General features: G+C 67.8%; 20 protein-coding genes. 10 read left to right on the forward strand and 10 right to left on the reverse strand.

Features of this window, described 5'->3' with window-relative positions; all coding sequences use genetic code 11:
- Nucleotides 1–38 precede the first annotated feature (38 nt).
- From CSC71_RS12845 to CSC71_RS12865, 5 genes are all read right to left on the reverse strand, one after another.
- Nucleotides 39–2,123, reverse strand: a complete 2,085-nt coding sequence (locus CSC71_RS12845; protein WP_162374774.1) for a TonB-dependent copper receptor — start codon at nt 2,121–2,123, stop codon at nt 39–41.
- Nucleotides 2,124–2,177: 54 nt separating this feature from the next.
- Nucleotides 2,178–2,585: a DUF2946 family protein gene (locus CSC71_RS12850; RefSeq protein WP_162374775.1), complete on the reverse strand. Its 408-nt coding sequence runs from the start codon at nt 2,583–2,585 to the stop codon at nt 2,178–2,180.
- A gap of 229 nt (nt 2,586–2,814) precedes the next feature.
- Nucleotides 2,815–5,133, reverse strand: a complete 2,319-nt coding sequence (locus tag CSC71_RS12855) for an ATP-binding protein (protein ID WP_162374776.1) — start codon at nt 5,131–5,133, stop codon at nt 2,815–2,817.
- Nucleotides 5,134–5,398: 265 nt separating this feature from the next.
- Nucleotides 5,399–7,072, reverse strand: a complete 1,674-nt coding sequence (locus CSC71_RS12860) for an amidohydrolase (RefSeq protein WP_162374777.1) — start codon at nt 7,070–7,072, stop codon at nt 5,399–5,401.
- 114 nt (nt 7,073–7,186) lie between these two features.
- Nucleotides 7,187–7,849, reverse strand: coding sequence for a glycine zipper 2TM domain-containing protein (locus tag CSC71_RS12865; RefSeq protein ID WP_162374778.1), 663 nt, complete (start codon nt 7,847–7,849; stop codon nt 7,187–7,189).
- A gap of 198 nt (nt 7,850–8,047) precedes the next feature.
- Between CSC71_RS12865 and CSC71_RS12870 the strand changes: the two genes are divergently transcribed.
- Nucleotides 8,048–9,373: an aminotransferase class V-fold PLP-dependent enzyme gene (locus CSC71_RS12870; protein WP_162374779.1), complete on the forward strand. Its 1,326-nt coding sequence runs from the start codon at nt 8,048–8,050 to the stop codon at nt 9,371–9,373.
- A 22-nt stretch (nt 9,374–9,395) separates the two neighbouring features.
- Here the strand turns inward: CSC71_RS12870 and CSC71_RS12875 are convergent, their stop codons facing one another.
- Nucleotides 9,396–9,833, reverse strand: coding sequence for an OsmC family protein (locus CSC71_RS12875; RefSeq protein WP_162374780.1), 438 nt, complete (start codon nt 9,831–9,833; stop codon nt 9,396–9,398).
- 381 nt (nt 9,834–10,214) lie between these two features.
- Here CSC71_RS12875 and fusA point away from each other — a divergent pair, with 381 nt between their 5' ends.
- The 6 genes from fusA (at nt 10,215) to CSC71_RS12905 (ending at nt 14,867) form a co-directional block, all read left to right on the forward strand.
- Nucleotides 10,215–12,278: an elongation factor G gene (gene fusA, locus CSC71_RS12880; RefSeq protein WP_162374781.1), complete on the forward strand. Its 2,064-nt coding sequence runs from the start codon at nt 10,215–10,217 to the stop codon at nt 12,276–12,278.
- 232 nt (nt 12,279–12,510) lie between these two features.
- Nucleotides 12,511–12,888, forward strand: coding sequence for an HU family DNA-binding protein (locus tag CSC71_RS12885; protein ID WP_162374782.1), 378 nt, complete (start codon nt 12,511–12,513; stop codon nt 12,886–12,888).
- Nucleotides 12,889–13,095: 207 nt separating this feature from the next.
- Nucleotides 13,096–13,386: a DUF3861 domain-containing protein gene (locus tag CSC71_RS12890; RefSeq protein ID WP_162374783.1), complete on the forward strand. Its 291-nt coding sequence runs from the start codon at nt 13,096–13,098 to the stop codon at nt 13,384–13,386.
- A gap of 34 nt (nt 13,387–13,420) precedes the next feature.
- Complete coding sequence (locus tag CSC71_RS12895) at nt 13,421–13,705, forward strand: helix-hairpin-helix domain-containing protein (protein ID WP_162374784.1); 285 nt, start codon at nt 13,421–13,423, stop codon at nt 13,703–13,705.
- A 57-nt stretch (nt 13,706–13,762) separates the two neighbouring features.
- Entirely contained in the window at nt 13,763–14,335 is a 573-nt protein-coding gene (locus CSC71_RS12900; protein ID WP_162374785.1) for a YceB family lipoprotein, read from the forward strand.
- The gene (locus CSC71_RS12905) at nt 14,325–14,867 is read left to right on the forward strand and encodes a hypothetical protein (RefSeq protein ID WP_162374786.1); all 543 of its coding nucleotides are present in this window, start codon (nt 14,325–14,327) and stop codon (nt 14,865–14,867) included. The genes CSC71_RS12900 and CSC71_RS12905 overlap by 11 nt, the downstream gene beginning before the upstream one ends.
- A 34-nt stretch (nt 14,868–14,901) precedes the next feature.
- Here CSC71_RS12905 and CSC71_RS12910 read toward each other — a convergent pair whose 3' ends face one another.
- The 4 genes from CSC71_RS12910 to CSC71_RS12925 all read right to left on the reverse strand — a co-directional run bounded on the left by CSC71_RS12910 (nt 14,902) and on the right by CSC71_RS12925 (nt 20,312).
- Complete coding sequence (locus CSC71_RS12910; RefSeq protein WP_211368025.1) at nt 14,902–17,151, reverse strand: DUF5916 domain-containing protein; 2,250 nt, start codon at nt 17,149–17,151, stop codon at nt 14,902–14,904.
- A 141-nt stretch (nt 17,152–17,292) separates the two neighbouring features.
- Nucleotides 17,293–18,471 carry a DUF3734 domain-containing protein gene (locus CSC71_RS12915; protein ID WP_162374787.1) on the reverse strand — a complete coding sequence of 393 codons (1,179 nt, stop codon included), beginning with the start codon at nt 18,469–18,471 and terminating at the stop codon, nt 17,293–17,295.
- A gap of 214 nt (nt 18,472–18,685) precedes the next feature.
- Nucleotides 18,686–19,474 (reverse strand): 3-hydroxybutyrate dehydrogenase, encoded by a 789-nt coding sequence (locus CSC71_RS12920; protein ID WP_162374788.1) that lies wholly within the window; start codon nt 19,472–19,474, stop codon nt 18,686–18,688.
- A 367-nt stretch (nt 19,475–19,841) separates the two neighbouring features.
- Entirely contained in the window at nt 19,842–20,312 is a 471-nt protein-coding gene (locus CSC71_RS12925; protein ID WP_162374789.1) for an SET domain-containing protein, read from the reverse strand.
- A 158-nt stretch (nt 20,313–20,470) separates the two neighbouring features.
- Between CSC71_RS12925 and CSC71_RS12930 the strand changes: the two genes are divergently transcribed.
- The 3 genes from CSC71_RS12930 (at nt 20,471) to sufB (ending at nt 23,061) form a co-directional block, all read left to right on the forward strand.
- The gene (locus CSC71_RS12930; protein ID WP_211368027.1) at nt 20,471–21,022 is read left to right on the forward strand and encodes a cytochrome C; all 552 of its coding nucleotides are present in this window, start codon (nt 20,471–20,473) and stop codon (nt 21,020–21,022) included.
- Nucleotides 21,023–21,102: 80 nt separating this feature from the next.
- Nucleotides 21,103–21,552, forward strand: coding sequence for an SUF system Fe-S cluster assembly regulator (locus CSC71_RS12935; RefSeq protein WP_162374790.1), 450 nt, complete (start codon nt 21,103–21,105; stop codon nt 21,550–21,552).
- Between the two features lie 36 nt (nt 21,553–21,588).
- Nucleotides 21,589–23,061: a Fe-S cluster assembly protein SufB gene (sufB, locus tag CSC71_RS12940; RefSeq protein WP_162374791.1), complete on the forward strand. Its 1,473-nt coding sequence runs from the start codon at nt 21,589–21,591 to the stop codon at nt 23,059–23,061.
- Nucleotides 23,062–23,381: the final 320 nt, after the last annotated feature.

Below are 23,381 nucleotides of genomic sequence, written 5' to 3' on the forward strand. Positions count from 1 at the left end.
CGGGGGCGCGCACGACCTGCCGCGTCCCCTGCCCGGCCTCAGTACTTCGCGCCGAGGCGCAGCCACAGCGTCCGGCCCGGCTCGGCGATGCGCACCGGATCGGCGGGGTAGCCGAAGGCCGCGCTGCCGGCCAGGGTCAGGTGCTCGGCGTAGTAGCGGTCGAACAGGTTGTCCACGCCCGCCGTCAGCTGGAACACGTCGTCGATGCGGTACGCGGCGTGCACCGCCAGCGTGCCGAAGCCGGCCGTCGGGCCGAGGTCGCGGGCGACGACGTTGCCCTGCCCCGGCGCCACCCGCGACTGGCGCGCGACGCCGCGCAGCAGCGCCCCGGCGGACCAGCGCCCGTGCCCGTCCCATTCGGCGCCCAGCCGCGCCTCCAGCGGCGACATCTGCGGCAGCGGCCGCTGCTCCGTCGCGTTCTCGCCCCATGCCCAGGCCAGCGTTCCCTCGAAGCGCCAGTGCATGCTCGGCTTCCACGCCATGCCGGCTTCCGCGCCGTGGATGTTCGCATCGACGTTGCGGGCGACGGTGGTGGTGCCCATCATCCCGCCCGGCAGGTAGTCGAACAGCACGAAGCCGTCGATCCGCCCCGCGTAGCCCGAGACCCACGCGTCGATGCGCGCGGTGCGGTACTGCAGGCCGACGTCGAGCTGCGTGGTCCGTTCGGTGCCGACGCCGGCGAAGGCGTTCACGGCGCCGTCCGGCCCGCGGTTGGCGCTGAACAGTTCCCAGTAGTCCGGCATGCGCTCGGTCTGGCCGACGCCGGCGTACCACGACAGGCCCTGCCCGGCGGCGCCGTGCTCGTAGCGGACGAAGCCGGCGGCGAGCGTTTCGCGCCGCGTCTGCCCGGCCGTCGGGTTCGGCATGCCCATCGCGCCGGCAACCAGGCGCTCGTCGCGGGTGGTCGCCCGGTCCGCGCGCGCGCCGGCCACGATGCGGGCCTGGTCGTCGATGCGCCAGGTCGCCTCGCCGAACACGCCGGTATCGCGCAGCGTGGCGTCGCGCTGCCACGGCTGCGCGGCATAGGTGTTGCGCCCCATGCCGTTGCGGCTGCGGTGGCGGCTGTCCTGCGCATCGAAACCGAGCGTGGCGTCGAACCGCTCGCCCGACAGCGACAGCGCCGCGCGGCCGCCGGTGGTCAGGCGCTCCACGTTCGACGCCATCGGCATCGGCATCGGCCCCGTCGGGTTCGGCTCGCGCATCGTGTAGTTGTCCATCACGTGGTCGGCGCGGTTGCGGTACACGTTCGCCTCGATGCCGTCGAACACGCCGGGCAGGTTGCGGCGCTCGAAGCGCAGCGCCTGGCTTTCGCGCAGGAACTGCACGCCGTCCATGCCGCGCCCCGCGTAGCGGGCCTCGCCGTCGCCGCGGCCGACGGAGCCTTCCAGCAGCGTATCGGCATCGGGCGTCCACGCCGCCGCCGCATCGGCGTTCCACTTGGTCCAGCGCGACGGCACCACGTCGCCGTGGCCGTCGTGGTAGTCGTCCGAATCGGAGCGGTTGGCGGAGACGCGCGCATAGCCGCGCGGCGCACCCCACGTCGCATCGGCGACCTGGTCGTTGCGGCCGTCGCTGCCGGCCAGCAGGCTGCCGCTGCCCTTCAGCGTCGGCGCGTCGAAGACCTCGCGGTCGCGCGAGAAGCGCACGGTGCCCGCGGAGGCGCCCGGTCCCCACAGCACGGTCTGCGGCCCCTTGACGACGACCAGCCGGTCGAAGGTGTCGGGCGAGACGTAGGACAGCGGGTTGTCCATGCGCGCGGGGCAGGCGCCCGGCATCGCGCCCTCGTTGGTCAGCAGGTTCAGGCGCGAACCGAACATGCCGCGCAGCACGGGATCGCCGTTGGTGCCGCCGTTGCGGATCGCGGTGAAGCCGGGGATGGTCTTGAGGTAGTCGGCGCCGTCGCTGGCCGGCATCGGCTGGCGCGGCTGGCGCGGGTCGGTTTCGAAGGTCAGCGGCGAAACCGGGCGGACGCCGATGACGACGACCGAGTCGAGGTTGACCGGATCGGCCGGGGCGTCGTCCGACGCAGTGGTGGCGGCCTGGAGCGTGGTGGCGGACAGCGCGATGGCGACGGCAGCGCACAGGCGTGCCGAGGCCGGCGTCCGCGGAAGCGAACGTAGCATGGGTGTTCTCGCATATCGGGAGTTGGCGGGCGTGCGCCCGGTGGGGGTTTGCGGTCAGCCCACGCTCGGCGGGCCGCGCGCTCCCAGTCCCGTGACGACGGCCCGGCCCGGTTGGCCGAGCGATCCGCTGGCACCCCAGCGCAATGGCCACGCCAGCGCGGGAACCGCGAAGACGTAGGCGCCCGGCAGCGACAGCGAAGCGAGGATCGGGCAGTACTCGCAGTCGCCGTCGGCGGGAACCGCAGGCCCGCCGTGGCCTTCCTGCGCAGGCGACTGGTGCATGCCGTGCATGCCCGCCATGTCGTGCATGCCAGCCATGCCGGCGTGGTCGTGGTGCTGCGCCTGTTGCTGCGGCTGTGCCGCGACGACCCGCACCACCCTGCCCAGCGACGGCATGAACACAAGCGCCAGCGTCGCCGCGAGGGCGAGACGTGAGAAAACCTGGTTCCACTGGCGCGACATGGCGCCCATTATCGGCCGGAATCCCGGCCTGCCTATGACTTAAGTCAACTGGAATGCATCGGCGGTGGATGTCGCGGGCTCCCAGATGCCCGCATTGCGGGGCCGAGCGTGCGCTAACGCGAACGCATCGGCAACCCCAAGGTTGATGATCAGACCAGCGACAGTGTGATCAGACTCAGGGAATGAGGGCTAGAGACCGCCTACGACCCGACGCGAACATCCGAGCCAGTTATCCGCCGATGCCGTACTTTCCATATAAATGGTCGTAGCGACCCTTAAGAAGTTGCAGTTCATTCTTCAATCTTGGATCTGAACGGTGCGAGCTCAAACCGCGCTCGAGTTTTGCGATGAGGGCTTTCGCGATTGGGAGCTGAACAGGCCTGCTTTTCAAGTACGCCCATGCACGTTGCACGTCACAACGAATTTCAGGAATTCCCAGTTGATGTGCCTTCCTCAAGGAGATCTCTGATGCCCTAGGGTTTCCTAGACGCGCCTCGATCAACCCGCGGGTGAACCATACCTCACCTTCATCGGGAAGCAACTCTACGGCCTTCTTTGCCTGGTGCAGAGCAGCTTCATTGTCGCGCAGGTCATGAAAGAGAAAATACGCGAATCGATCTCTAAGCCAGCCATTTGTGGAGTCATTCAGAACGGCTGCTTCATATAGTCGACGAGCTTCTTCAAATTTACCTTGCTGCCGTGCTTGGTGTGCCGCTCTGGCTTGAGGAATGCGATATGCCTCGCCTACTCGATCGCCGGTGAACTTTTGGGCATCTCGGACGAATGCGGAGTAAGCCTCTCGCGCCTTCGATACCTCAGCATCTGAAGGACTATCCATTCCCGAGGCCAATTTGACCGACTTATTCTTGGCGAATTCGAGAAAATTCCGAGAAAACGTAATCTGTGGCTGCCCCTGAATGACAACTGTCGACGCAATCCCACCAGACTCTTCAAGCGCTTGTTCAGTGGCGGATGGAGAGATGCTAATTACATCAGAGCAAATCTTGAGAGATTGCGCATCATGCGCATCACCAACCCTAGCCATCAAGAGGAGAACTCTGCGCACATCCAGAGCGAATCTTCCCCAGGCATCCGCAAAAAGAAACTCCCCCAACTCTCTCTGCAGCATGCTCGCGACGCGAGTAGTAGCATCTTGGAGCTTGCGCACACTTGGGTCGGATGCGGCGTTTGCCAAAGCTTCCAATACGATTGGACGGCGCTCTAATGCGCTAATTTCCTTGAGCAACTCAGAATCTGAAGCCTTGTTGAGTAACTTAGAATTGAGCTTTCTCCCCCGACGCTTTATGAGATCTAGCGCTTCCGATTCATCCAATACGTCAATGGCAATTGGAACCGCCTCCGTCAATTCCCGCCTTCGCGATGTCAGCAGCGTTCGCCCAACTCTGCGCCCAACCTCGCGTAGTTCTTTTCCGAGTTCAGTTCTCTCTTCTTCACTGGAAATAAGGGTTTCCGTGTTGTCAACTATCAACAACACATCTTTCGGGGTGTAGCCCAGATCATTCTTGATCCTAGTCTGGAGCTTGCTCGTAGCCTCCACAGCCGTTGAACGATAGAAGTTTTGGTCTGGATACGCGGAAAAAAGAAGTTGGTGAACTTGCGCGAGCATTTCGACCAAGTGCGGCTGCCCAACGCCAACTGGGCGAAGTCCATCAAGACCCCACTGAGTTCGTTTCGCCGTATAGAAGACAATTACCGAAGGTCTCCATTCAACCTGTATTTGCTCATCGAGAAGTTGATGGGCGAATTCAATGGCAAGCGTCGTCTTCCCATAGCCACCGTCCCCGAAAATCAAGCTAGCTCTAGAGCCTTCGTCGTTCGCCCACTCAACCAACTCCTCAATTTGACTCTGTCGCCCGGTAAATGTATCTGTCGTCCGATCAGGCACAAAGCACAGAGGGTTCCAAGAGTTGTCCCAAGTCGTGAGTTGTGGAGCTCCTTGACCACCTAAGGTGAAGAATGGATTGGTCGAGTCATAGTTGAACTCTTCCCGCTGCAGATTCCCGGAAACTCTTTGGCAATAGACTCTGCACCTGTCTCTTGCCAGCGTCTTTACTCTTCTGATCAGGCAAGGGCTCCCTTCGAAGGTTCGTAGGAATTGAAGCTCAGTTCTACTGCCCGTGGGGCCAAACTGAAGAGAGTCATTCTTGCCTGTTTGTGGCAAGAAATTCCGGAAGCCATCGATTAGAAAGCGTAATGCATCAATGTCTGCTTCACGATCGTATCCTCCTGGCAAGCCATGCCCCTCAGCTCCATCATTGCGACGAGCGATCGTATTGCGAAGTAGAGAAATGAGATTTCCGCCATCCTCACCAGAGATTCTCGACGCGGCGCGCTCGCCGACTGGCAAGATAAGAGTGCGTGAAGCTCCAGACCACCCCGCCTGTTCTACTGATATGAGTAGAGCTTCAAGGGCATCGACTAGCGATCCATCTGCTGGCTGCAGCAAAGGCAGCACATATTTCTGAGGAGGCTGCAACTCCACCGGAACATTCTTCTTGGAGACCCATTCAATAAGTGCGTAGTCCACTTGCTGGATAAGCATTCTGGAAGTAGATACAAAACGCGCCCTGCACTCAACGTCGTTTGAGCACGTTTCTAAGTCACTTAGCAAGCTGGTGAAGTATCGCTCCATATCCCCCATCACCCAAAAGTTAATTGGGACTCATCAGAATTTTAGCGTGCTGGCCGCGATAAGCCATCCCCGATCCATCTAATGAAAGGCATCGATCAGATGATCGCCACGAATCGGTCCGGTTAATCCATTTCGCCAGCACGCGCAGCGGATGCGCGCTTTATTTCCCGAACACCGCCTTGCCGTCCACCCAGGTCGATTCGATCTGCATGTCGTCCAGTTCCGATTCCGGCAGCGCGAACGGATCGTCCTTCAGCACCACGAAATCCGCGTGCAGGCCCGGCGCCAGTTGGCCGACTTCCTTCTCGTCGCCGCCGGCCCACGCCGCATCCGCGGTGAAGCCGCGCAGCGCTTCGGCCAGGCTCAGCTTCTGGTCCGGCTGCCAGCCGCCCGGCGGCTGGCCTTCGCGGTCCTGCCGCGTCACCGCCGCATAGATGCCCAGGCGCGGATCGACCGATTCCACCGGGAAATCCGAACCCAGCGCCAGCCGCGCGCCGCTTTTCAGGAAGCGCTGCCACGCGTACGCGCCGAGCACGCGCTGCGCCCCCAGCCGGTCTTCCGCCCACGGCATGTCCGACGTCGCATGCGTCGGCTGCATCGACGCGATCACGCCCAGTTGCGCGAAACGCGGGATGTCGTCCGGCGACACCACCTGCGCATGCTCGATGCGCCAGCGGTGGTCGGTTTTCGCATCGGCGCCCAGCACCTTCTCGTACGTATCCAGCACGATGCGGTTGCCGCGGTCGCCGATCGCGTGCGTCGCCACCTGCACGCCGCAACCCTTGGCCTTGCGCACCGCCGCCTCGAACGCCGCCGGGTCGGTGACCAGCAGGCCGCGGTTGCCATGGTCGTCGCTGTAGTCCTCGAGCAACGCCGCGCCGCGGCTGCCCAGCGCGCCGTCCATGTACAGCTTCACCCCGTGCATTTGCAGCCGCCCGCCCGGATGCGTGTACAGGCCGTTCGCGCACAGGTCGGCCAGCGCATCGTCGTCGCCGTCCGCATAGGCGTCGATCCGCAGCGGCAGCTTGCCCGCGTCGGCGAACTTGCGCATCAGCGCCAGCGCCTCGCGCGAGACGCCCATGTCGTGCACGCCGGTCAGGCCGTTGGCCACCGCCGCCTGCAGCGCCGCCTGCAGCGCGCGCGCGTAGGTGGCGTCGTCGGCCGGCGGCACCACCGCGTCGACCAGTGCGCCGGCGCGGTCGATGAACACGCCGGTCGGCTTGCCGCCGTCGCGCAGGATGCGGCCGCCTTCCGGCTGCCAGTCCGCCGACAGCAGGCGCGGTTCCTTTTCCGCCGCCCGCTTCAGCGCCGCCGAATTGGCCCAGCTGGCGTGGCCGTCGATGCGCTCCAGCCACACCGGGCGATCGGGGAAGGCCGCGTCCAGGTCGGCCGCGGTCGGGAAGGATTTCTCCGGCCAGTCGTTCTGGTCCCAGCCGCGGCCGGTCAGCCACGCGCCGGCCGGCAGGGTCTTCTCGAACTCGCGCAGCCGCGCCAGCACTTCGTCCTTGCTCCCGGTGCCGACCAGGTCCGCCTGCAGCAGCGCCAGGCCCAGCCCCATCACGTGGCCGTGCGCGTCGATCAGGCCGGGGACCAGCGTGGCCTGCGGCAACTCGATGCGCCTGGCCTTCGGGTACTGCTTCAGCAGCGCATCGGTTTCGCCGACCGCGACGATGCGGCCGTCCTCGCCCCAGGCGATGGCCTGCGCCTGCGGCTGCTGCGGGTTCGAGGTGTAGATGCGCTGCGCACTGAGCACGGTGACCGGCTGTGCGGGTTCCTGCGCGGCCTGGCAGCCGGCGAACGAAAGCAGCGCGAGTACGCAGATCCAGAGACGCATAAGCAAGAGGCCCCGTTTTTCGACGGGGCCACTATGCGGAATGTGAATCGGGGTGGCAAGGAAGCCGCTTGTCGCTGGAGCGCCCCTCTCCCGCCGGGAGAGGGAACCGGAACCTCACTCCGCCAGCACCCGCACGCGGATGCGGTCGCCGGGATGGTGGTCGGTGCGGGTGTGGCGGATGCGGCCGGCGTATTCGTAGGTGACGTCGTAGCCGACCACGCGCGCGTCCTCGCGGCCATAGCCGCCATAGCCGTCGCCGGCCGGTTCCGGGTCGCAGACGCGTACGGTGCCGCGCTGCACGTCGCGCTGGCGCCGCGAGTTCTCGTAGACCGAGCGCCCGACCACGGCGCCGGCCGTGCTGCCGACCACGGTGCCGACCATCCGGCCGCTGCCGCCGCCGACCTTGCTGCCGAGCACCGCGCCGATCACGCTGCCGAGCACCGTCGACGCGGTGCGGCCCGCGTCGCTGCCGCCGCGCGCATAACCGTCGTCGCGGCGGTAGCCGCGGCCGTCGCCGTAATAGCCATCGTCGCGATAGCCGCGGTCGTCGCCGGCGTAGTAACCGTCGGATTCGCGGTAGTAGCAGTCGCGCGCCACGCCGCTGCCGCGGTCGATGATCGGATCGACCCGGATCACCCGGGCGTAGTCGTATTCGTCGGCGGGGCCGACCTCGTCCGGTCCGGGGTAGGCGCCGTAGGACTGCGCGGCGGCCGGGCCCGCGATCGCGGCGCCGACGAGCAGCGCGCTGGCCAGAAGGCGGAGGGACGGGAATTTCATGGCGTGGGCCCCCAGGGCGCGGGATCGCGCCCGTGCATCGTCGGGGCGCGCGGGTGAAATCGGTCTGAACCCGGCCCCGCGGCCGCCCGCCGCGCCGCGCCCGTTCAACCCGGCGACAGCTTGCGCCGCCGTCGCCGGCTGGCCGACGGGGTTGCGGCGGCGCGTTGTCACCTGCACTGGCCAACCGAGGTTTCGCCCATGTCCACCGCCCTCAGCCGCCGCCGCTTCCTCGCCATGCCCGCCGCGTTCGGCGCCGCCAGCCTGCTGCCGGGCGGCTTCGCCGCCGCCCTGGCCGAAGAAGCGCCGCCGATGCCGGACCTTTCCGACTGGGGCAAGGTGCGCGCGCAGTTCGACCTGGACCCGGCGTGGCTGCATTTCGCCAGTTTCTACCTGGCCAGCCACCCGAAGCCGGTGCGCGACGCGGTCGAGGCCTGGCGCCGGGCGATCGACCGCGACCCGTACCAGACGGTCGAACACAACGGCTACAGCGAAGACCCCGCCGAATGGGTGCCCGGCCACGTGCTGGCCGCGATCGCCGGCTACGTCGGCGGCAGGGCCGGGGACATCGCCCTGACCCACAACACCACCGAGGGCCTGGCGCTGGTCTACCACGGCCTGCCGCTGAAGCCCGGCGACGAGGTGCTGGCCACCGCGCACGACCACTACTCGCACATCACCTCGATCGCTTACGCCACGCGCCGTGCGGGCGCCTCGATGCGGCGGATCGCCCTTTACGAGGACGCGGCGACCGCCACCCCCGACGCGATGGTCGGCCGGCTGCTGCAGGCGGTTTCGCCGCGCACGCGGGTCGTGGGCCTGACCTGGGTGCATTCCAGCACCGGCATGCGCCTGCCGGTCCGCGAGATGGTCGACGCGTTGAAGGAACGCCACCCGGACGTGCTGCTGGTGGTCGATGGCGTGCACGGCTTCGGTTCGACCGACGTGGCCGCCGCCACGCTGGGCGCCGACTATTTCTGCGCCGGCTGCCACAAGTGGATGTTCGCCCCGCGCGGCACCGGCATGGTCTGGGCCAGCGCGGAGAACTGGGCGCGGCTGACGCCGATCGTCCCCGACTTCTCCGAGATCGAAGGCTGGAATGCGTGGATCGAGGGTCGCGAGCGCAAGGGCCCGACCACCGCCGAACGGATGACCCCGGGCGGCTTCCAGGCCTTCGAGCACCAATGGGGCGCGCTGGCCGCGTTCCGCATGCACGAGGCGATGGGGCGCGCCCGCGTCGGCGCGCGCATCCGCGAACTCAACGACCAGCTGAAGGCCGACCTGGCCGGCATCCGCAAGGTCCGCCTGCACACGCCGATGTCCGGCGAATTGTCGGCGGGGCTGGTGGCCTTCGAAGTCGATGGCCTGAAACCGGAGGACGTGGTCAAGCGGCTGCTGCAAGCGCGGATCGTCGCCAGCAGCAGCCCGTACGCGGTCAGCTACGCGCGGCTGGCGCCGAGCCTGGTCAACACGCCGGAGGAAGTGGAGCGCGCCGTGCGCGCGGTGCGGGCCATCGCGGGCGCCTGAGCCCGCGACGGCATGGGCGCGATCAGGCGAGCAGCGTCGCTTCCAGGCCGACCGGCACCGCCAGCGCGCGCGAGACCACGCAGCCGGCCTTGGCGGCCTGCGCGAGCTGCTCGAACTGCGCCGCGTCGATGCCCGGCACCTTCGCCGAGACGATCAGCTTGACCCCGGTGATGGTCGGCCCCGGGTCCATGCCCGGCTCCATCGTCGCCTCGGCGCGGGTCTGGATGCTGTCCGGGGTGAAGCCTTCCTTCCCCAGCACCGCCGACAGCGCCATGCTGAAGCAGCCGGCGTGCGCGGCGGCCAGCAGTTCCTCGGGATTGGTGCCCTTCTCGTCGCCGAAGCGGGTCTTGAACGAGTAGTTCTGCGCCTCGAACAGCCCGCTCTGCGGCGTGCTCATGCTGCCCGTGCCCGATTGCAGGTCGCCGCTCCACTGCGCGTCGGCGTAACGCTTGAAAGCCATGGCCGGACTCCTTTTGCGAGGGGAAGCGCAGGTTACACCCGCCGGATTAAGACGGCGTTGGCACGAAAAACCCCTCTCCCGCCTGCGGGAGAGGGAAAGCCCGCGAAGCGGGCGAGGGTGAGGGCCCGGCTTTTCGCGCGGAGAGCGGAGCCCTCATCCACCCCTTCGGGACCCCTTCTCCCGCAAGCGCGAGAAGGGTTGTCGCAAAGCGCCGGTAGTGCAGGCCGATTCCGCACCGCCACTTGCCCCGCTCGCCCCCGCTGCGGATGCTCCCCCCCCCGCCATGACCGCCCGTCGAGCGCAACGCTCGCACGGCTGCGCTCTCTTCCACGCGGACAGCCATGACGGCCTTCGACCCAACCGCACGGGAGGAACGGCCTCATGTCCTACAGCACGCAACAGATCCGCAACGTGGCCCTGGCAGGCCACCCCGGCGCCGGCAAAACCACGCTCTTCGAAGCCCTGCTGCATGCCGGCGGCGCCCTGCAGACGGCAGGCACGATCGAACGCGGCACCACCGTGTCCGACTTCGACCCGATGGAAAAGGCCCGCGGCCATTCCATCGACACCGCGATCGCCAGCACCGACCATGCCGGCATCCACGTCAACCTGATCGACACCCCCGGCTACCCCGAATTCCGCGGCCCCGCGCTGTCCGCGCTGTCGGCGGTGGAGACCGCGCTGATCGTGGTCGACGCCGACAACGGCGTCGCCCACGGCACCCGCCGGCTGATGCAGCGCGCGAAGGAACGCGGCCTGTGCCGCGTCGTCGCGATCAACAAGATCGACCACGAAGGCGCCGACTGCGCCGCGGTGCTGGCCGAACTGCGCGAGGAGTTCGGCCCGGAACTGCTGCCGCTGAACCTGCCCGCCGACGGCGGCGCGCGCGTGGTCGACTGCTTCCGGCAGACCGCCGGCGACAGCGACCTCGGCCCGGTCGCCGACTGGCACCAGAAGATCATCGACCAGGTGGTCGAGATCAACGAGACGGTGATGGAGCATTTCCTCGAGCTGGGCGAAGGCGGCCTGTCCGGCGCCGAGCTGCACGACGCCTTCGAGCAGTGCCTGCGCGAGGGCCACCTGGTGCCGGTGTGCTTCGTCTCCGCGCGCAGCGGCGTCGGCGTCAAGGAACTGCTCGACATCGCCGAGCGCCTGTTCCCGAACCCGGCCGAGGCCAACCCGCCGCCGTTCTTCAAGGGCGCCGGCGCCAACGGCGGCGGCCACGCCGACGACCGCCCCATCGTCGCCCGGCCCGATCCGGACGCGCATGCCATCGCCGACGTGTTCAAGATCGTCAACGACCCCTTCGTCGGCAAGCTCGGCATCTTCCGCGTCTACCAGGGCACGGTGAAGCGCGACTCGCAGCTGTTCGTCGACGACGGGCGCAAGGCGTTCAAGGTCGGCCACCTGTTCAAGCTCAAGGGCAAGGACCACGTCGAGATCGACCGGGCCGTGCCCGGCGACATCGCCGCGGTGGCCAAGGTCGACGAGCTGCACTTCGACGCGGTGCTGCACGACAGCCACGACGAGGACCGCATCCACCTGGCGCCGGTCGAATTCCCGAAGCCGATGTTCGGCTTGGCGATCGAGGCGGCCAGCAAGGGCCAGGAGCAGAAGCTGTCCGGCGCGCTGCAGCGGCTGGCCGAGGAGGATCCGGCGTTCGCGGTCGAGTACCACGCCGAGTTGAACGAGACGGTGATCCGCGGCCTGTCCGACCTGCACCTGCGGGTGATGCTGGACCGGCTGAAGGAGCGCTACGGCGTCGAAGTGACGTCGCGGCCGCCGCGCATCGCCTACCGCGAGACCATCGCCGCGCCCGCCGAGGGCCACCACCGGCACAAGAAGCAGACCGGCGGCGCCGGCCAGTTCGGCGAGGTGTTCCTGCGCGTGGAGCCGCTGCCGCGCGGCGCCGGCTTCGAGTTCGTCGACGCGGTCAAGGGCGGCACCATCCCGGGGCAATTCCTGCCGGCGGTGGAGAAAGGCGTGCGCCAGGTGCTGGAAAGCGGCGCGATCGCCGGCTACCCGCTGCAGGACATCCGCGTGGTCGTGCACGACGGCAAGCACCACCCGGTGGACAGCAAGGAGGTCGCGTTCGTCGCCGCCGGCAAGAAGGCCTTCCTCGACGCGATCCTCAAGGCCAGGCCGCAGGTGCTGGAACCGGTGGTCGACCTGGAGGTCAGCGCGCCGGAAGCGCAGGTCGGCGACATCACCGGCGGGCTGTCGTCGAAGCGCGCGCGCATCAACGGCACCGATACGGTGCGCGGCGAGATCGTGGTGCGCGCGCAGGCGCCGCTGTCGGAACTGGAGGGCTATGCCGCCGAACTGAAGTCGGCGACCGCCGGACAGGGCCGGTATTCCCTTGATTTCAGCCACTACGAGCCGGTTCCTGCGAACGTGCAGCAGAAGCTGGTGGCGGCGTACAAACCGCACCACGAGGAGGAATGAGCGCGGCCGATCGCGATGCCGCAACGCCGCAAAAGCCGCGGCGCGACGCGGCGGCGCGCGGGCGTTTTCCCGGTGCCCGCCCGCGCCGATCGTCGCATCTGGCGAAAAACGCTTGGAAACAGCCGTTTCGGGCTTTGCAACCGCGCGCGAATGCCCTACATTTCGCTTCCGAAGGGCCACGCAGGCTTTTCGAATTCAATACAACCCACCTACTACGGTACACAGGACATATATGGCAACGAAGAAAAAGGCCGCCCCGAAGAAGGCCGCCAAAGCCGCCAAGCCGGCCGCCAGCAAGCCGATCAAGGAAGCCCTGAGCAAGTCGGGCCTGGTCGCCTACATCGCCGAATCCACCGCCGTCGCCGCGAAGGACGTCCGCGCCGTTCTGGCCGGCCTCGAAGCCGCCGTGCACGCCTCGATCAACAAGAAGGGCGCCGGTGCCTTCACCCTGCCGGGCCTGCTGAAGATCACCGCGGTCAGCGTGCCGGCCAAGCCGAAGCGCAAGGGCATCAACCCGTTCACCAAGGAAGAGGTCTGGTTCGCCGCCAAGCCCGCCTCGGTGAAGGTCAAGGTGCGCGCGCTGAAGAAGCTGAAGGACGCCGCCGCCTGATCGCGGCGCGACGCCTCCGGCTTCGCAACCTCGGGACGGCCTTGGCCGTCCCGAGTCGTTTCCGCCCCGCGAAAATTCGCCCCCTGCCGCGGGGAGCGACGGACGGGACGGCCGGTGGAACGCTCAATCACGGCCGCGGCCTCGCCGCCGCGCCGGCGGCGGCCTATCGTGGCCGTGCGATAACGCAAGCAGTTCCCCGGCACGACCATGACTTCCCCATCCCACCGCTACCGCATCACCGTCACCCCGATCGAAAGCGACGGCCTGCCCTGCAGCGGGCGCTGCACGATCGAGTTCGAGCACCGCGACGCCGACGACTGGATGCGCCTGCTCGAATCGGTGCAGCGCCAGCGCGGTCTCGACGGCGACGAGCGCGCCGCGCTGACCATCGGCCTGCGCCTGCTCGACGGCCTCAGCAGCCGCCACGGCGACAATGCGGCGTTCGCCGCGCTGCGCCCGCAGCTGGAGAGCTTCGCCCGCGAGCTCAAGCGCGCCTGAGCCGCGCCCGGCGCGGCGCGCTATGCTGGGCGGCATGAAAGCGCGCAGCGCCGCCGAAGCGAAGGCCCTCACCGACCTGCCCAGCATCGGCAAGGCGATGGCCGGCGACTTCCGCCTGCTCGGCATCGAGCACCCGCGGCAACTGGTCGGGCGCGACCCGTACCGGCTGTACGACGAACTGTGCCGCGCCACCGGCGCGCGCCACGATCCGTGCGTCATCGACGCGTTCATCAGCGCGGTGCGCTTCATGGAAGGCGCGCCGCCGCGGCCGTGGTGGCACTACACCGAAGAGCGCAAGCGCCGCCTGTCCGCGGGTTGAGCCCGCATTCACGCGCGGCGCTTATGTTGGCGGCAGCACCGCTCCCCGTGGACCCGCATGCCGCTGCGCCGACTGATCGCCACCTGCCTGCTGCTCGCCGTGCCGCTTGCGCTGCGCGCCGCGGTCGCCGCCAACGAGATCGCGATCGACGCCGCGCGCATCGACCAGTCGCTGCGTACGCAGTTCCCGTACAGCGTGCAGGCGCTCGGCGGCCTGTTCACGGTGACCGCGCGCGATCCGGCGCTGGAGATCCCGGCCCGCGGCGACCGCCTGCGCATGCAGTTCCGCGCCAGCGCCGGATCGCCGGGCGCCGGCAGCATTCCGCTGGGCCGCGTTTACCTCAGCAGCCGCTTGCGCTACGACGAACCGGGCCGCGCCTTCTACCTCGACGCGCCGGTGATCGAGCGGGTGGTTCCCGAGCAGCCGGGCCTGGAGATCGATGCGAACGGCCGCGAACTGCTGACGCTGCTGCTGCAGGATTTCGCCGCCAGCGAACCGGTCTACCGGCTCGATCCGAAACTGCTGGCCACCTTCGGCAACCTGCAGGTAGAGTCGGCGCGCATCGAGGACGGCCGCGTGGTCGTGGCCTTCGACCAACCCATCGCCCTGGAACTGCCCGATGAAGAATGAATTCGCCGCCGTCGCCCTGATCGCCGCGCTGGCGGCCTGCAGCGCGGAAGCGCCGGCACCCACCACCGCCGACACAGCTGCCGCTGCGGCCGCCACCGATGCCGCGGCCGCAGCGGCGACGCCGGATGCCGCCGCACCGGCGCAAGCCCCGCTGCCCGGACCAACGGCGGGAGACGCCGAAGTGGTGGTCCGCGACTATTACGCGGCGATCAACGCCGGCGATTTCGAGACCGCCTACGCCAAGTGGGACGACGGCGGCGCGGCCAGCCGCCAGGACTTCGCCCGTTTCCGCGACGGTTACGCCGATACCGAATCGGTGCAGGCCACCATCGGCGCCGCACACGGCCTGGAAGGCGCGGCCGGTTCGCGCTACGTCAAGGTGCCGGTCGAACTGCGCGCGCGGCAACGCGACGGCAGCGTGCGCCGCTACCGCGGCGAGTTCGACCTGCGCGCGGCGGTCGCCGACGGCGCCAGCGACGAACAGCGCCGCTGGCACCTGTATTCGGCGGTGATCCAGCGCCTGCCGGATTGAGCGCGGAAACAGCTCCCGCGACAGGCCGGGACATTCACAGTTCGAAGCGGTAGCTCAGCTTCACCAGCAACTGCTCGTCGTCGCGCAGGTCGAAGCTGTCCTGCAACAGCTGGCCCGTGCCGTCGGAATACGCTTCCTGCCGGTAGCCGCCGCGGCCGTAGACCACGTACAGGTACGACAGCGGCGCCAGCTCGTAGCGGTAGCGCACCTGGAAGCCGAGGTTGCGCACGCTGAAGTCGTCGACCGGTTCGTCGCTGGCCACGGCACGGCCGCCCGGCTCGACCGTGTAGGCCTGGTTGAGCCGCGCGTCGACCGCGACCGCCTGCAGCTTCACCCGCAGTTCCTGGCGGTCGCCGATCGACCAGTCCACCCCGGCTTCCAGATGCGTCTCGCGGCCATCGAAGCTGCCGATCAGGTTGTCGTGCTGCCACACCAGCCAGTCCGGCGTGTGGTCGGTGTACGCGCCCAGGGTGATGCTGAAGGCGTCGTTGACGAAGAAGATCGGCTTGTACTGCACGGCGTAGCCGATCTTCGCATTGCCGGCCAGTCCGCCGGACATCAATTGCGCCTCGAGCTCTTGCGCCCAGCGCCCCTTGCGCGGGCGGGTGTATTCGTAAACCGCGTTGAAGTTGGCCGGCTGGCGCAGCACGCCGTTGCCGCGGGTCAGGTCGTCGGTCAGGCCGGCGCTGTTGATGTTGGCCTGCAGGTATTCCTCGCTGCCGTTCCGCAGCCGCGACTGGCGGCTGATGCGGAACTGGTCGTTGAGCTTCTGGCCGTGGTCGTTGCCGACGTAGCTGGCGCGCCAGCGCCACTCCTTCGACGCATAGCGCGATTCCGGCGGGAGCTCGTCGAAGCGCCTGCGGAATTCCCAGTGCAGGTAGTTCAGGTCCGCGCGCGACAGGTAGCCGGCGTCGTTGAGCTGCAGCTCGTCGCCGAAATGCATCGCGATCCACTGCTGGCGCCAGCCGTGGTCCATCTGGTAGTCGGCCCACACCGTCGCGCCGCTGTCGCGCACGATCCGGCCGTCGTCCTCGATCCTGCTGCCGAACACCCGCGTGCGCACGTTCCAGCGCGCGTTCGGCCGCCAGTTGTGGTCGATGCCGGCGACATCGGCCGTGCGCTCGAGGAACGGCCGCTCGGTGCGCACCCACATCGCGCCGAGGTTCTGGTTCTCGAAGTCGCGGACCACGCGCAGCGCGTTGAACGAGCGCCCGGCGTCGCCGTCCTCCTCGGCCGAGAACACGCCGTACTTGGTCGCGCCGAAACTGCCGTTGAGCTTGAGCGCCGCGGCGATGTCGCCGGCGCCGCTGCCGTCGTCGGCCGGCGCGCCGACGCGCCGCGTGTACAGCAGTTGGCTGAAGTCCGACGGCGTGGTGTATTCGAACAGGCCCTGGTTCTCGGTGAAGAACGGGCGCTTCTCGCCGACGAAGGTCTCGGTGGCGCTGAAGTTGACCACCAGGTCGTCGCTCTCGACCTGGCCGAAGTCCGGGTTGACCGTCGCCGACAGCTGGAACTGGCCGTTCGGCTTCCAGAACACGTCGACGCCGCCGTCGAAGTCGCTGCCGCCGCGCACGTTGTCGTACAGGCCCGACGCGTACGGCGTCACCGCCAGCAGCGACTGGCTGTACTTGCGCACCTGGATCGGCGCGAACTCGGACAGGAACTTCGGCCGCTCGAAGCTGGCCGCCGGCCACGCCGCGCGTTCGCCGGTGGAGCCGATCACCCGGTCCACGTAGACCTTGATCGTGCGCACGTCGCCGTTCGCCTTCTGCATCGTCGCGATGTGCCACGGGATCAGCATCTCCACCGTCCACGCGTCGCCGTCCTCGCCGACCGCGTGCTGCCAGTTGCCGTCCCAGTCGGCGCTGAAGGCGTTCTCGTTGGTGAACAGGCCGTCGCCGATGCCGTTGGTCGACGACACGCAGAAGTTGTAGCCGGTACGCGCGTCGCCATCGAAATCGATGTTCACGTTGACCCGGTCGACCTGCTCCTCGAAATCGCGCCGCACCTTCTGCCGGGTGCGCGGCACCGACGCCGGCTGCACGTTGCGGAACGCCACGGCGAGACCGTCCGGCGTGGCCAGGATCCACGCCTCGGTCTGCAGCGAGCCCGGCGCGCCGGAGAACGGCATCACCTGGCGGAAGTCGGTGATGTGCTGCGCGCCGGCCCATTCGGCCGGGTCGATGCGGCCGTCGATGGCGACCGACGGGCCGCTTTCCGCCGCCATCGCCGGCATCGCCATGCCCAGGCAGGCCAGGCTGCCGCCCACGATCTTCGCTTTCATCCGTGCACCCCGCTCCCAAGATGCGCGCAGAATAGGGACCAGCGCCGACCCGCGCGCCTGTCGAGAGTCATTGCAACCTTTTACGCGAGTCGCGCATCCCTGCGTGTGAAAGCCGCCTTCACGGAATACGCGGAAGCGGACTCAGGGCGCCGTCGCGTCGTGGGTGACGAAACTGTTCTCGCCCTGCGGCAGTTCCAGCCATTCCGGGTGCGCCAGCGCGCGGCTCACGTCGGCCAGGCCCGACTGCCAGTGTTCGCGCATCGCCACGCGGCCGAACTGGTAGTCCTTGAAGTGGCCCAGCCGCGCGCGGTCGCGGTAGATCAGGTGGATCACGCTGTAGCGCCGGTCGCAGGCCAGCTCGGCGGCGCGCTGCGCCCAGGGGTTGGTCTCGCGCACCCCGGCGGGGAGTTCCTCGAGCAGTTCGCGCAACAGGCGACGGTAGTGCTGGACGATGCGCTGCGCGTCGGTGATGGTGCGGGTACGGCTGGAGTACTGGATTTCCTTTTCGCGCTCGGCCACGTCGAGCAGGTTGTCCGGCACGTCGCCGCGCGCGCTCCACAGGTCGACCTGGAACACCAGCGAATCGCGGCGCGGCTGCGCGGCGAAGATCTGCGACAGCGGCGTGTTCGACACCAGCCCGCCGTCCCAGTACCAGCGGCCGTCGATCTCGACCGCGGGGAACGCCGGCGGCAGCGCGCCCGAGGCCATGACGTGGCGCGCGTCCAGGCGCATGTGCGCGTTGTCGAAGTATTCGAAGTTGCCGCTGGCCACGTCGACCGCGCCGACGCTGACGCGGATGCCGCCGTCGTTGAGGCGGTCGAAGTCGACCAGCCTTTCCAGCGTCTGCAGCATCGGCCGGGTGTCGTACCAGCTGGCCGCACCGGGACCGTGCGAGAAGAACGGATCGAACCACATGCGCGGCAGGTAGAAGCCGCGCTGGCCTTCGACCAGCGCGCGCCACGCTTCCCAGGCATCGAGCCAGTTGCGCGCATCGCCGTCGAGTCCTTCCAGGTGCGCCTCCTGCCCCAGCGTGGTCGCCGGCAGCCAGTACGGCTGCGATACGGTGCCCCAGAATTCGCGCAGCGCATCGAGGCGCTTCTCCGGCGCGTTGCCGGCGATCAGCGCGGTATTGAATGCGCCGATGGAGATGCCGGCCAGCCAGTTCGGCACGATGCCGGCTTCGTGCAGGCCCTGGTAGACGCCGGCCTGATAGGCGCCGAGCGCGCCGCCGCCCTGGAGGACGAGGGCGATGGTTTCGGGCTTGGTTTTAGGCGTGCTCGACTTGCGCTTGGCAACAACCGCATTCTTGCGAGTAGCCATCGCAGTTGGTTCCTTTTCTAGGACTGAATCGAACCGGGATACAAACCCTTCGGCGCCTCAGCGCCCCAAACCAATCCACTGGCACTTACTTCCAGCCCCTTGAACCTGCGGACCTCACGCCACGGAGCGGTACTCGCGTCGTACTCGATGATTTCGTAATCCCGACCGCAGGTTTTCCAGCTGACGAAGCGCCTTGCCATCATCAATTGGCCGGCTACTGCATATGCCAACCATGGCTGACGGTGATGCTCTGCCCCGTCAGCGCGGCACTCGGGAATTCGCACAGGAACCTGACCGTCTCGGCCACGTCGTCCAGCGTGGTGAAGATGCCGTCGACGGTGCCGCCGAGCATGATCTTCTTCACCACCTCTTCCTCGCTGATGCCGAATTCCTTGGCCTGTTCGGGAATCTGCTTCTCCACCAGCGGCGTGCGCACGAAGCCCGGGCACACCACGTTGCTGCGGACGCCGTGCTTCGCCCCTTCCTTCGCCAGCGTGCGCGCCAGGCCCAGCAGGCCGTGCTTGGCGGTCACGTAGGCCGACTTCAGCGGCGAGGCCAGGTGCGAGTGCACCGAGCCCATGTAGATGACGACGCCACCGCGGTCGTCCTCGTACATGTGCGGCAACACCGCCTTGGTGGTCAGGAACGCGCCGTCCAGGTGGATCGCCAGCATCTTCTTCCAATCGGAATAGGCGAAATTCTCGATCGGGTTGACGATCTGGATGCCGGCGTTGGAAACGAGGATGTAGACCGGGCCGAGCTTTTCCTTGACCTCGGCGATGCCGGCCTTGACCGCGTCCTCGCTGGTCACGTCCATCGCGATGCCGATGGCCTTGCCGCCGGCCGAATTGATTTCCTCGGCGACGGCCTGCGCGCCGGCGGCGTTGAGGTCGGCGATGGCGATGTGCGCACCGGCCTTGGCCAGGTTCAGCGCGATCTCCTTGCCGATGCCGCTGGCCGCGCCGGTGACGACCGCGACCTTGCCAGTCAGTGATGAGGCCATGGACTCGACTCCTGTGGGGTGGGAAGCCGACATAGTGTCGCAGCCGGGATGTTACCGCATCGTTCCAAAGTCCAATGCGGTTGCTCCTTCCCTTGCAGGAGCGGCGTAAGCCGCGACCCCTTCCCCGCATGCGGGGAAAGAGCCTGCCCTCGAAAGCTTTGGTCGGGAGTGCCCGAAGGGCGGATGGGGGCCGCGAACGCAGCGAACGGCTGCTTTTGCGGTTGCCCCTCATGAAGCAACGGCAAAATCAAGGTCGAAGAGCGCCCCTCATCCGCCCTTCGGGCCCCTTCTCCCCGCGAGAAGCGCGCGGCGAGAAGGGTTCGCGGCTTACACCGCTCCTACGGTGGAGATGGCCGCAGGGTGTTCGTCATTTCTTCGGCTGCAGCATCGTGCCGGTGCACTTCTTCGAGCCGCACTTGCACGCCCAGATCTTCTTCAGCCGCGCGGTGTGCGGCTCGTCCAGGGTGATGCCGTAGTTGTAGGTCAGCTCCTCGCCCGGCTTGATGTTGCGGATCGCCTCGATGTAGACGCGGTCCTTCTTGCGGTTCTTGCCTTCGTGCTCGTCGATCACCGCTTCGCAGTTCGGGGCGCAGCTGTGGTTGATCCAGCGCGCGCGGTTGCCCTTGTAGTTGGCGTCGATGACGTATTCGTCGTTGAGGGTGAACAGGAAGGTGTGGCCCGACTCGACGTCGCCGGCGTCGTCCTCGTCGACTTCGGCGTGGGTGCGGCGCTTGCCCTTGTATTCGATGATGAATTCGCCCTTCTTGATCGGGGCGATGGCGAACACGCCATTGCCGTGGATGTCGGACTTGCGGGCTTCGATCTTCTTGTTGGCCATTCGTAACGTGACGGAAAGGGAAGGACGGCGTCGATTGTCGCATGCCCGGGCACTGGGCATGACGAAGGTACCCATGACCGATGGCAGGCGGGGCGGGAAAACTGTCCTGATGCGATGCCGGCCCGCGTTTCATCGACAACCCATTCTGGAACACGACCATGTCCCGTCCGAACATCGCCCCGATCGGCCTGCCACTGGCGCCGCTGCTGCTCGTCCTCGCCGCCTGCCAGCCGCAATCGTCGGCGGTCCCGTCCGCCGTCGCCGCCACGCCGGACGCCGAAGCCGACCTCGTCGCGCGCGGCGAATACCTGGTGCGCGTCGGCGGCTGCAACGACTGCCACACGCCCGGCTACGCCGAGAGCGGCGGCCGGACCCCCACGTCGGAATGGCTGCAGGGGTCGCCGCTGGGCCATTACGGCCCGTGGGGAACGGCCTATCCGACCAACCTGCGCCTGTCCATCGACAAGCTCAGCGAGCAGGACTGGCTGACCTACAGCGCCACCCTGCGCACGCGCCCGCTGATGCCCGATTTCACCCTCCGCAACATGTCGGAGGCGGACCGCCGCGCCATCTACCGGTTCGTCCGCTCGCTCGGCCCGGCCGGCGTGCCCGCGCCGCAAGCCCTGCCGCCCGGCCAGCAACCGCCGCCGCCCTACCTGGCCCTGGTCCTGCCCGAACCGCCGGCAGGCGCAGCCGCCCAGGCACCGTAAGCCGCGGCCGACCCTCCGGACTGGCAGGGACGGGACCAAAAGCGTACAATTTCGGTACGTTTTGAATCCCGCCCTTTGCCATGCTCCGCGTCACCAAGCTCACCGACTACGCCACCGTCGTCCTGACCGTGCTCGCCGCGCGGCCGGGCGAGGTGCTCAGCGCCACCGACCTGGCCGAACACTCCGGCCTGGAAGCGCCCACCGTGGCCAAGGTGCTGAAGCCGCTGGCCCAGGCCGGCCTGGTCGAAGGCCGGCGCGGCGTGCACGGCGGCTACCGGCTCAGCCGCCCCGCCGAACAGGTCAGCCTGATCGAAATCGTGGAGGCGATGGAAGGCCCGCTGGCGATGACCGAATGCAGCCAGACCGACAGCCATTGCGGCATCGCCCACCAGTGCGGCGCGCGCGCGAACTGGCGGCTGATCAACGACGTGGTCGCCGACGCACTGCGCGGCGTGACCCTGCAGCAGATGCTGCACCCGCCCCACGACCCCCGGCGGCGCCCGATCGCGGTGCGCGTCGCCACCGCTTGAACGAACCGATCTGAATCGAAACACGTAGGCAGCCGGATGGCCACCGAAATCACTTCCACCGACACCATCGAAACCCCGCCCAACGCCGAGATCCTCGAACAGCTGGGTCGGCGCTACGCCGCCGGTTTCGTCACCGACATCGAATCCGACTCGCTGCCGCCGGGCCTGGACGAGGCCACCGTGCGCGCGCTCTCGGCGAAGAAGGGCGAGCCCGAATGGATGACCGAATGGCGCGTGGCCGCGTACAAACACTGGCTGACCATGCCGGTGCCGCACTGGGCCAAGCTGAAGATCGCGCCGATCGACTTCCAGGCGATCAGCTACTACTCGGCGCCGAAGGCCAAGTACAAGTCGCTGGACGAAGTACCCCAGGAACTGATCGACACCTACGACCGGCTCGGCGTGCCGCTGCACGAGCGCGCCAAGCTGGCCGGCGTCGCGGTGGATGCGGTGTTCGACTCGGTCAGCGTCGGCACCACCTTCCGCAAGGAACTGGCCGAGAAGGGCATCATCTTCTGCTCGATGTCCGAGGCGATCCGCGAGCACCCCGAACTGGTGAAGCAGTACCTGGGCTCGGTGGTGCCGACCGGCGACAACTACTTCGCCGCGCTGAACTCGGCGGTGTTCTCCGACGGCAGCTTCGTGTTCATTCCCAAAGGCGTGCGTTGCCCGATGGAGCTGAGCACCTACTTCCGCATCAACGCCGGCCATACCGGCCAGTTCGAACGCACCCTGATCATTTGCGAGGACAAGGCCTACGTCAGCTACCTGGAAGGCTGCACCGCGCCGATGCGCGACGAGAACCAGCTGCACGCGGCGGTGGTGGAGCTGGTCGCGCTGGAAGACGCCGAGATCAAGTATTCGACCGTGCAGAACTGGTACCCGGGCGACGAGGAAGGCCGCGGCGGCATCTACAACTTCGTGACCAAGCGCGCCGAATGCCGCGGCGCGCGCAGCAAGGTGACGTGGACGCAGGTCGAGACCGGCTCGGCGGTCACCTGGAAGTACCCGAGCTGCGTGCTGCTGGGCGACGACTCGGTCGGCGAGTTCCACTCGGTCGCGCTGACCCACCACCGCCAGCAGGCCGACACCGGTACCAAGATGGTCCACGTCGGCAAGCGCACCAAGTCGAAGATCGTCAGCAAGGGCATCAGCGCGGGCCGTGGCCAGAACACCTACCGCGGCCTGGTCCGGGTCGGTGCCGGCGCGGACGGCGCGCGCAACTACACCCAGTGCGACAGCCTGCTGATCGGCAAGAAGTGCGGCGCGCATACCTTCCCGTACATCGAGGTCAAGAACCCCGGCGCGACGGTCGAGCACGAGGCGACCACGTCGAAGATCTCCGACGACCAGCTGTTCTACTGCCGCTCGCGCGGCATTTCCGAGGAAGACGCGGTAAGCCTGATCGTCGACGGCTTCTGCAAGCAGGTGTTCAAGGAACTGCCGATGGAGTTCGCGGTGGAAGCGAAGAAACTGCTGGAAGTGTCGCTGGAAGGCAGCGTCGGCTGAGGCGGCGGGGGGGGCGGGCCCGGCCGCGCGGGGGGGGGCCGGCCAGGCACGCGCGGGGGGAGGGCCAGGCCCGCGGGCGCCGCCGGGGGGGCGCGCCGAGCCCGCGGCCCGGCCTGCGCGAAAAACGCCGGGCCGCGGCGGCCCTGGCGCTGGGCGTGCTGCTGGCCGCGCTGGCCGGCTTCGGCGGCAGCGTCGCGGCGGCGTGCGCCTTCGTCGCCCAGCCGCTGCTGGCGCTGGGCGTGTCGTGGCGGCGCGGCACGCGCGTGCCGACGCGGCGCGCCGATGCGGCGAGCTGGCTCGGCGAAATCGTCCCGTTGCTG

Source organism: Pseudoxanthomonas sangjuensis (genome assembly GCF_010211755.1).
Lineage (GTDB): Bacteria > Pseudomonadota > Gammaproteobacteria > Xanthomonadales > Xanthomonadaceae > Pseudoxanthomonas_A > Pseudoxanthomonas_A sangjuensis.

Bases quoted from the DNA above. Each gene is read 5' to 3' on its own strand.
- CSC71_RS12845 (WP_162374774.1), bottom strand. From the start codon at position 2,123: ATGCTACGTTCGCTTCCGCGGACGCCGGCCTCGGCACGCCTGTGCGCT.
- CSC71_RS12850 (WP_162374775.1), bottom strand. From the start codon at position 2,585: ATGTCGCGCCAGTGGAACCAGGTTTTCTCACGTCTCGCCCTCGCGGCG.
- CSC71_RS12860 (WP_162374777.1), bottom strand. From the start codon at position 7,072: ATGCGTCTCTGGATCTGCGTACTCGCGCTGCTTTCGTTCGCCGGCTGC.
- CSC71_RS12865 (WP_162374778.1), bottom strand. From the start codon at position 7,849: ATGAAATTCCCGTCCCTCCGCCTTCTGGCCAGCGCGCTGCTCGTCGGC.
- CSC71_RS12870 (WP_162374779.1), top strand. From the start codon at position 8,048: ATGTCCACCGCCCTCAGCCGCCGCCGCTTCCTCGCCATGCCCGCCGCG.
- CSC71_RS12875 (WP_162374780.1), bottom strand. From the start codon at position 9,833: ATGGCTTTCAAGCGTTACGCCGACGCGCAGTGGAGCGGCGACCTGCAA.
- fusA (WP_162374781.1), top strand. From the start codon at position 10,215: ATGTCCTACAGCACGCAACAGATCCGCAACGTGGCCCTGGCAGGCCAC.
- CSC71_RS12885 (WP_162374782.1), top strand. From the start codon at position 12,511: ATGGCAACGAAGAAAAAGGCCGCCCCGAAGAAGGCCGCCAAAGCCGCC.
- CSC71_RS12890 (WP_162374783.1), top strand. From the start codon at position 13,096: ATGACTTCCCCATCCCACCGCTACCGCATCACCGTCACCCCGATCGAA.
- CSC71_RS12895 (WP_162374784.1), top strand. From the start codon at position 13,421: ATGAAAGCGCGCAGCGCCGCCGAAGCGAAGGCCCTCACCGACCTGCCC.
- CSC71_RS12900 (WP_162374785.1), top strand. From the start codon at position 13,763: ATGCCGCTGCGCCGACTGATCGCCACCTGCCTGCTGCTCGCCGTGCCG.
- CSC71_RS12905 (WP_162374786.1), top strand. From the start codon at position 14,325: ATGAAGAATGAATTCGCCGCCGTCGCCCTGATCGCCGCGCTGGCGGCC.
- CSC71_RS12910 (WP_211368025.1), bottom strand. From the start codon at position 17,151: ATGAAAGCGAAGATCGTGGGCGGCAGCCTGGCCTGCCTGGGCATGGCG.
- CSC71_RS12915 (WP_162374787.1), bottom strand. From the start codon at position 18,471: ATGGCTACTCGCAAGAATGCGGTTGTTGCCAAGCGCAAGTCGAGCACG.
- CSC71_RS12920 (WP_162374788.1), bottom strand. From the start codon at position 19,474: ATGGCCTCATCACTGACTGGCAAGGTCGCGGTCGTCACCGGCGCGGCC.
- CSC71_RS12925 (WP_162374789.1), bottom strand. From the start codon at position 20,312: ATGGCCAACAAGAAGATCGAAGCCCGCAAGTCCGACATCCACGGCAAT.
- CSC71_RS12930 (WP_211368027.1), top strand. From the start codon at position 20,471: ATGTCCCGTCCGAACATCGCCCCGATCGGCCTGCCACTGGCGCCGCTG.
- CSC71_RS12935 (WP_162374790.1), top strand. From the start codon at position 21,103: ATGCTCCGCGTCACCAAGCTCACCGACTACGCCACCGTCGTCCTGACC.
- sufB (WP_162374791.1), top strand. From the start codon at position 21,589: ATGGCCACCGAAATCACTTCCACCGACACCATCGAAACCCCGCCCAAC.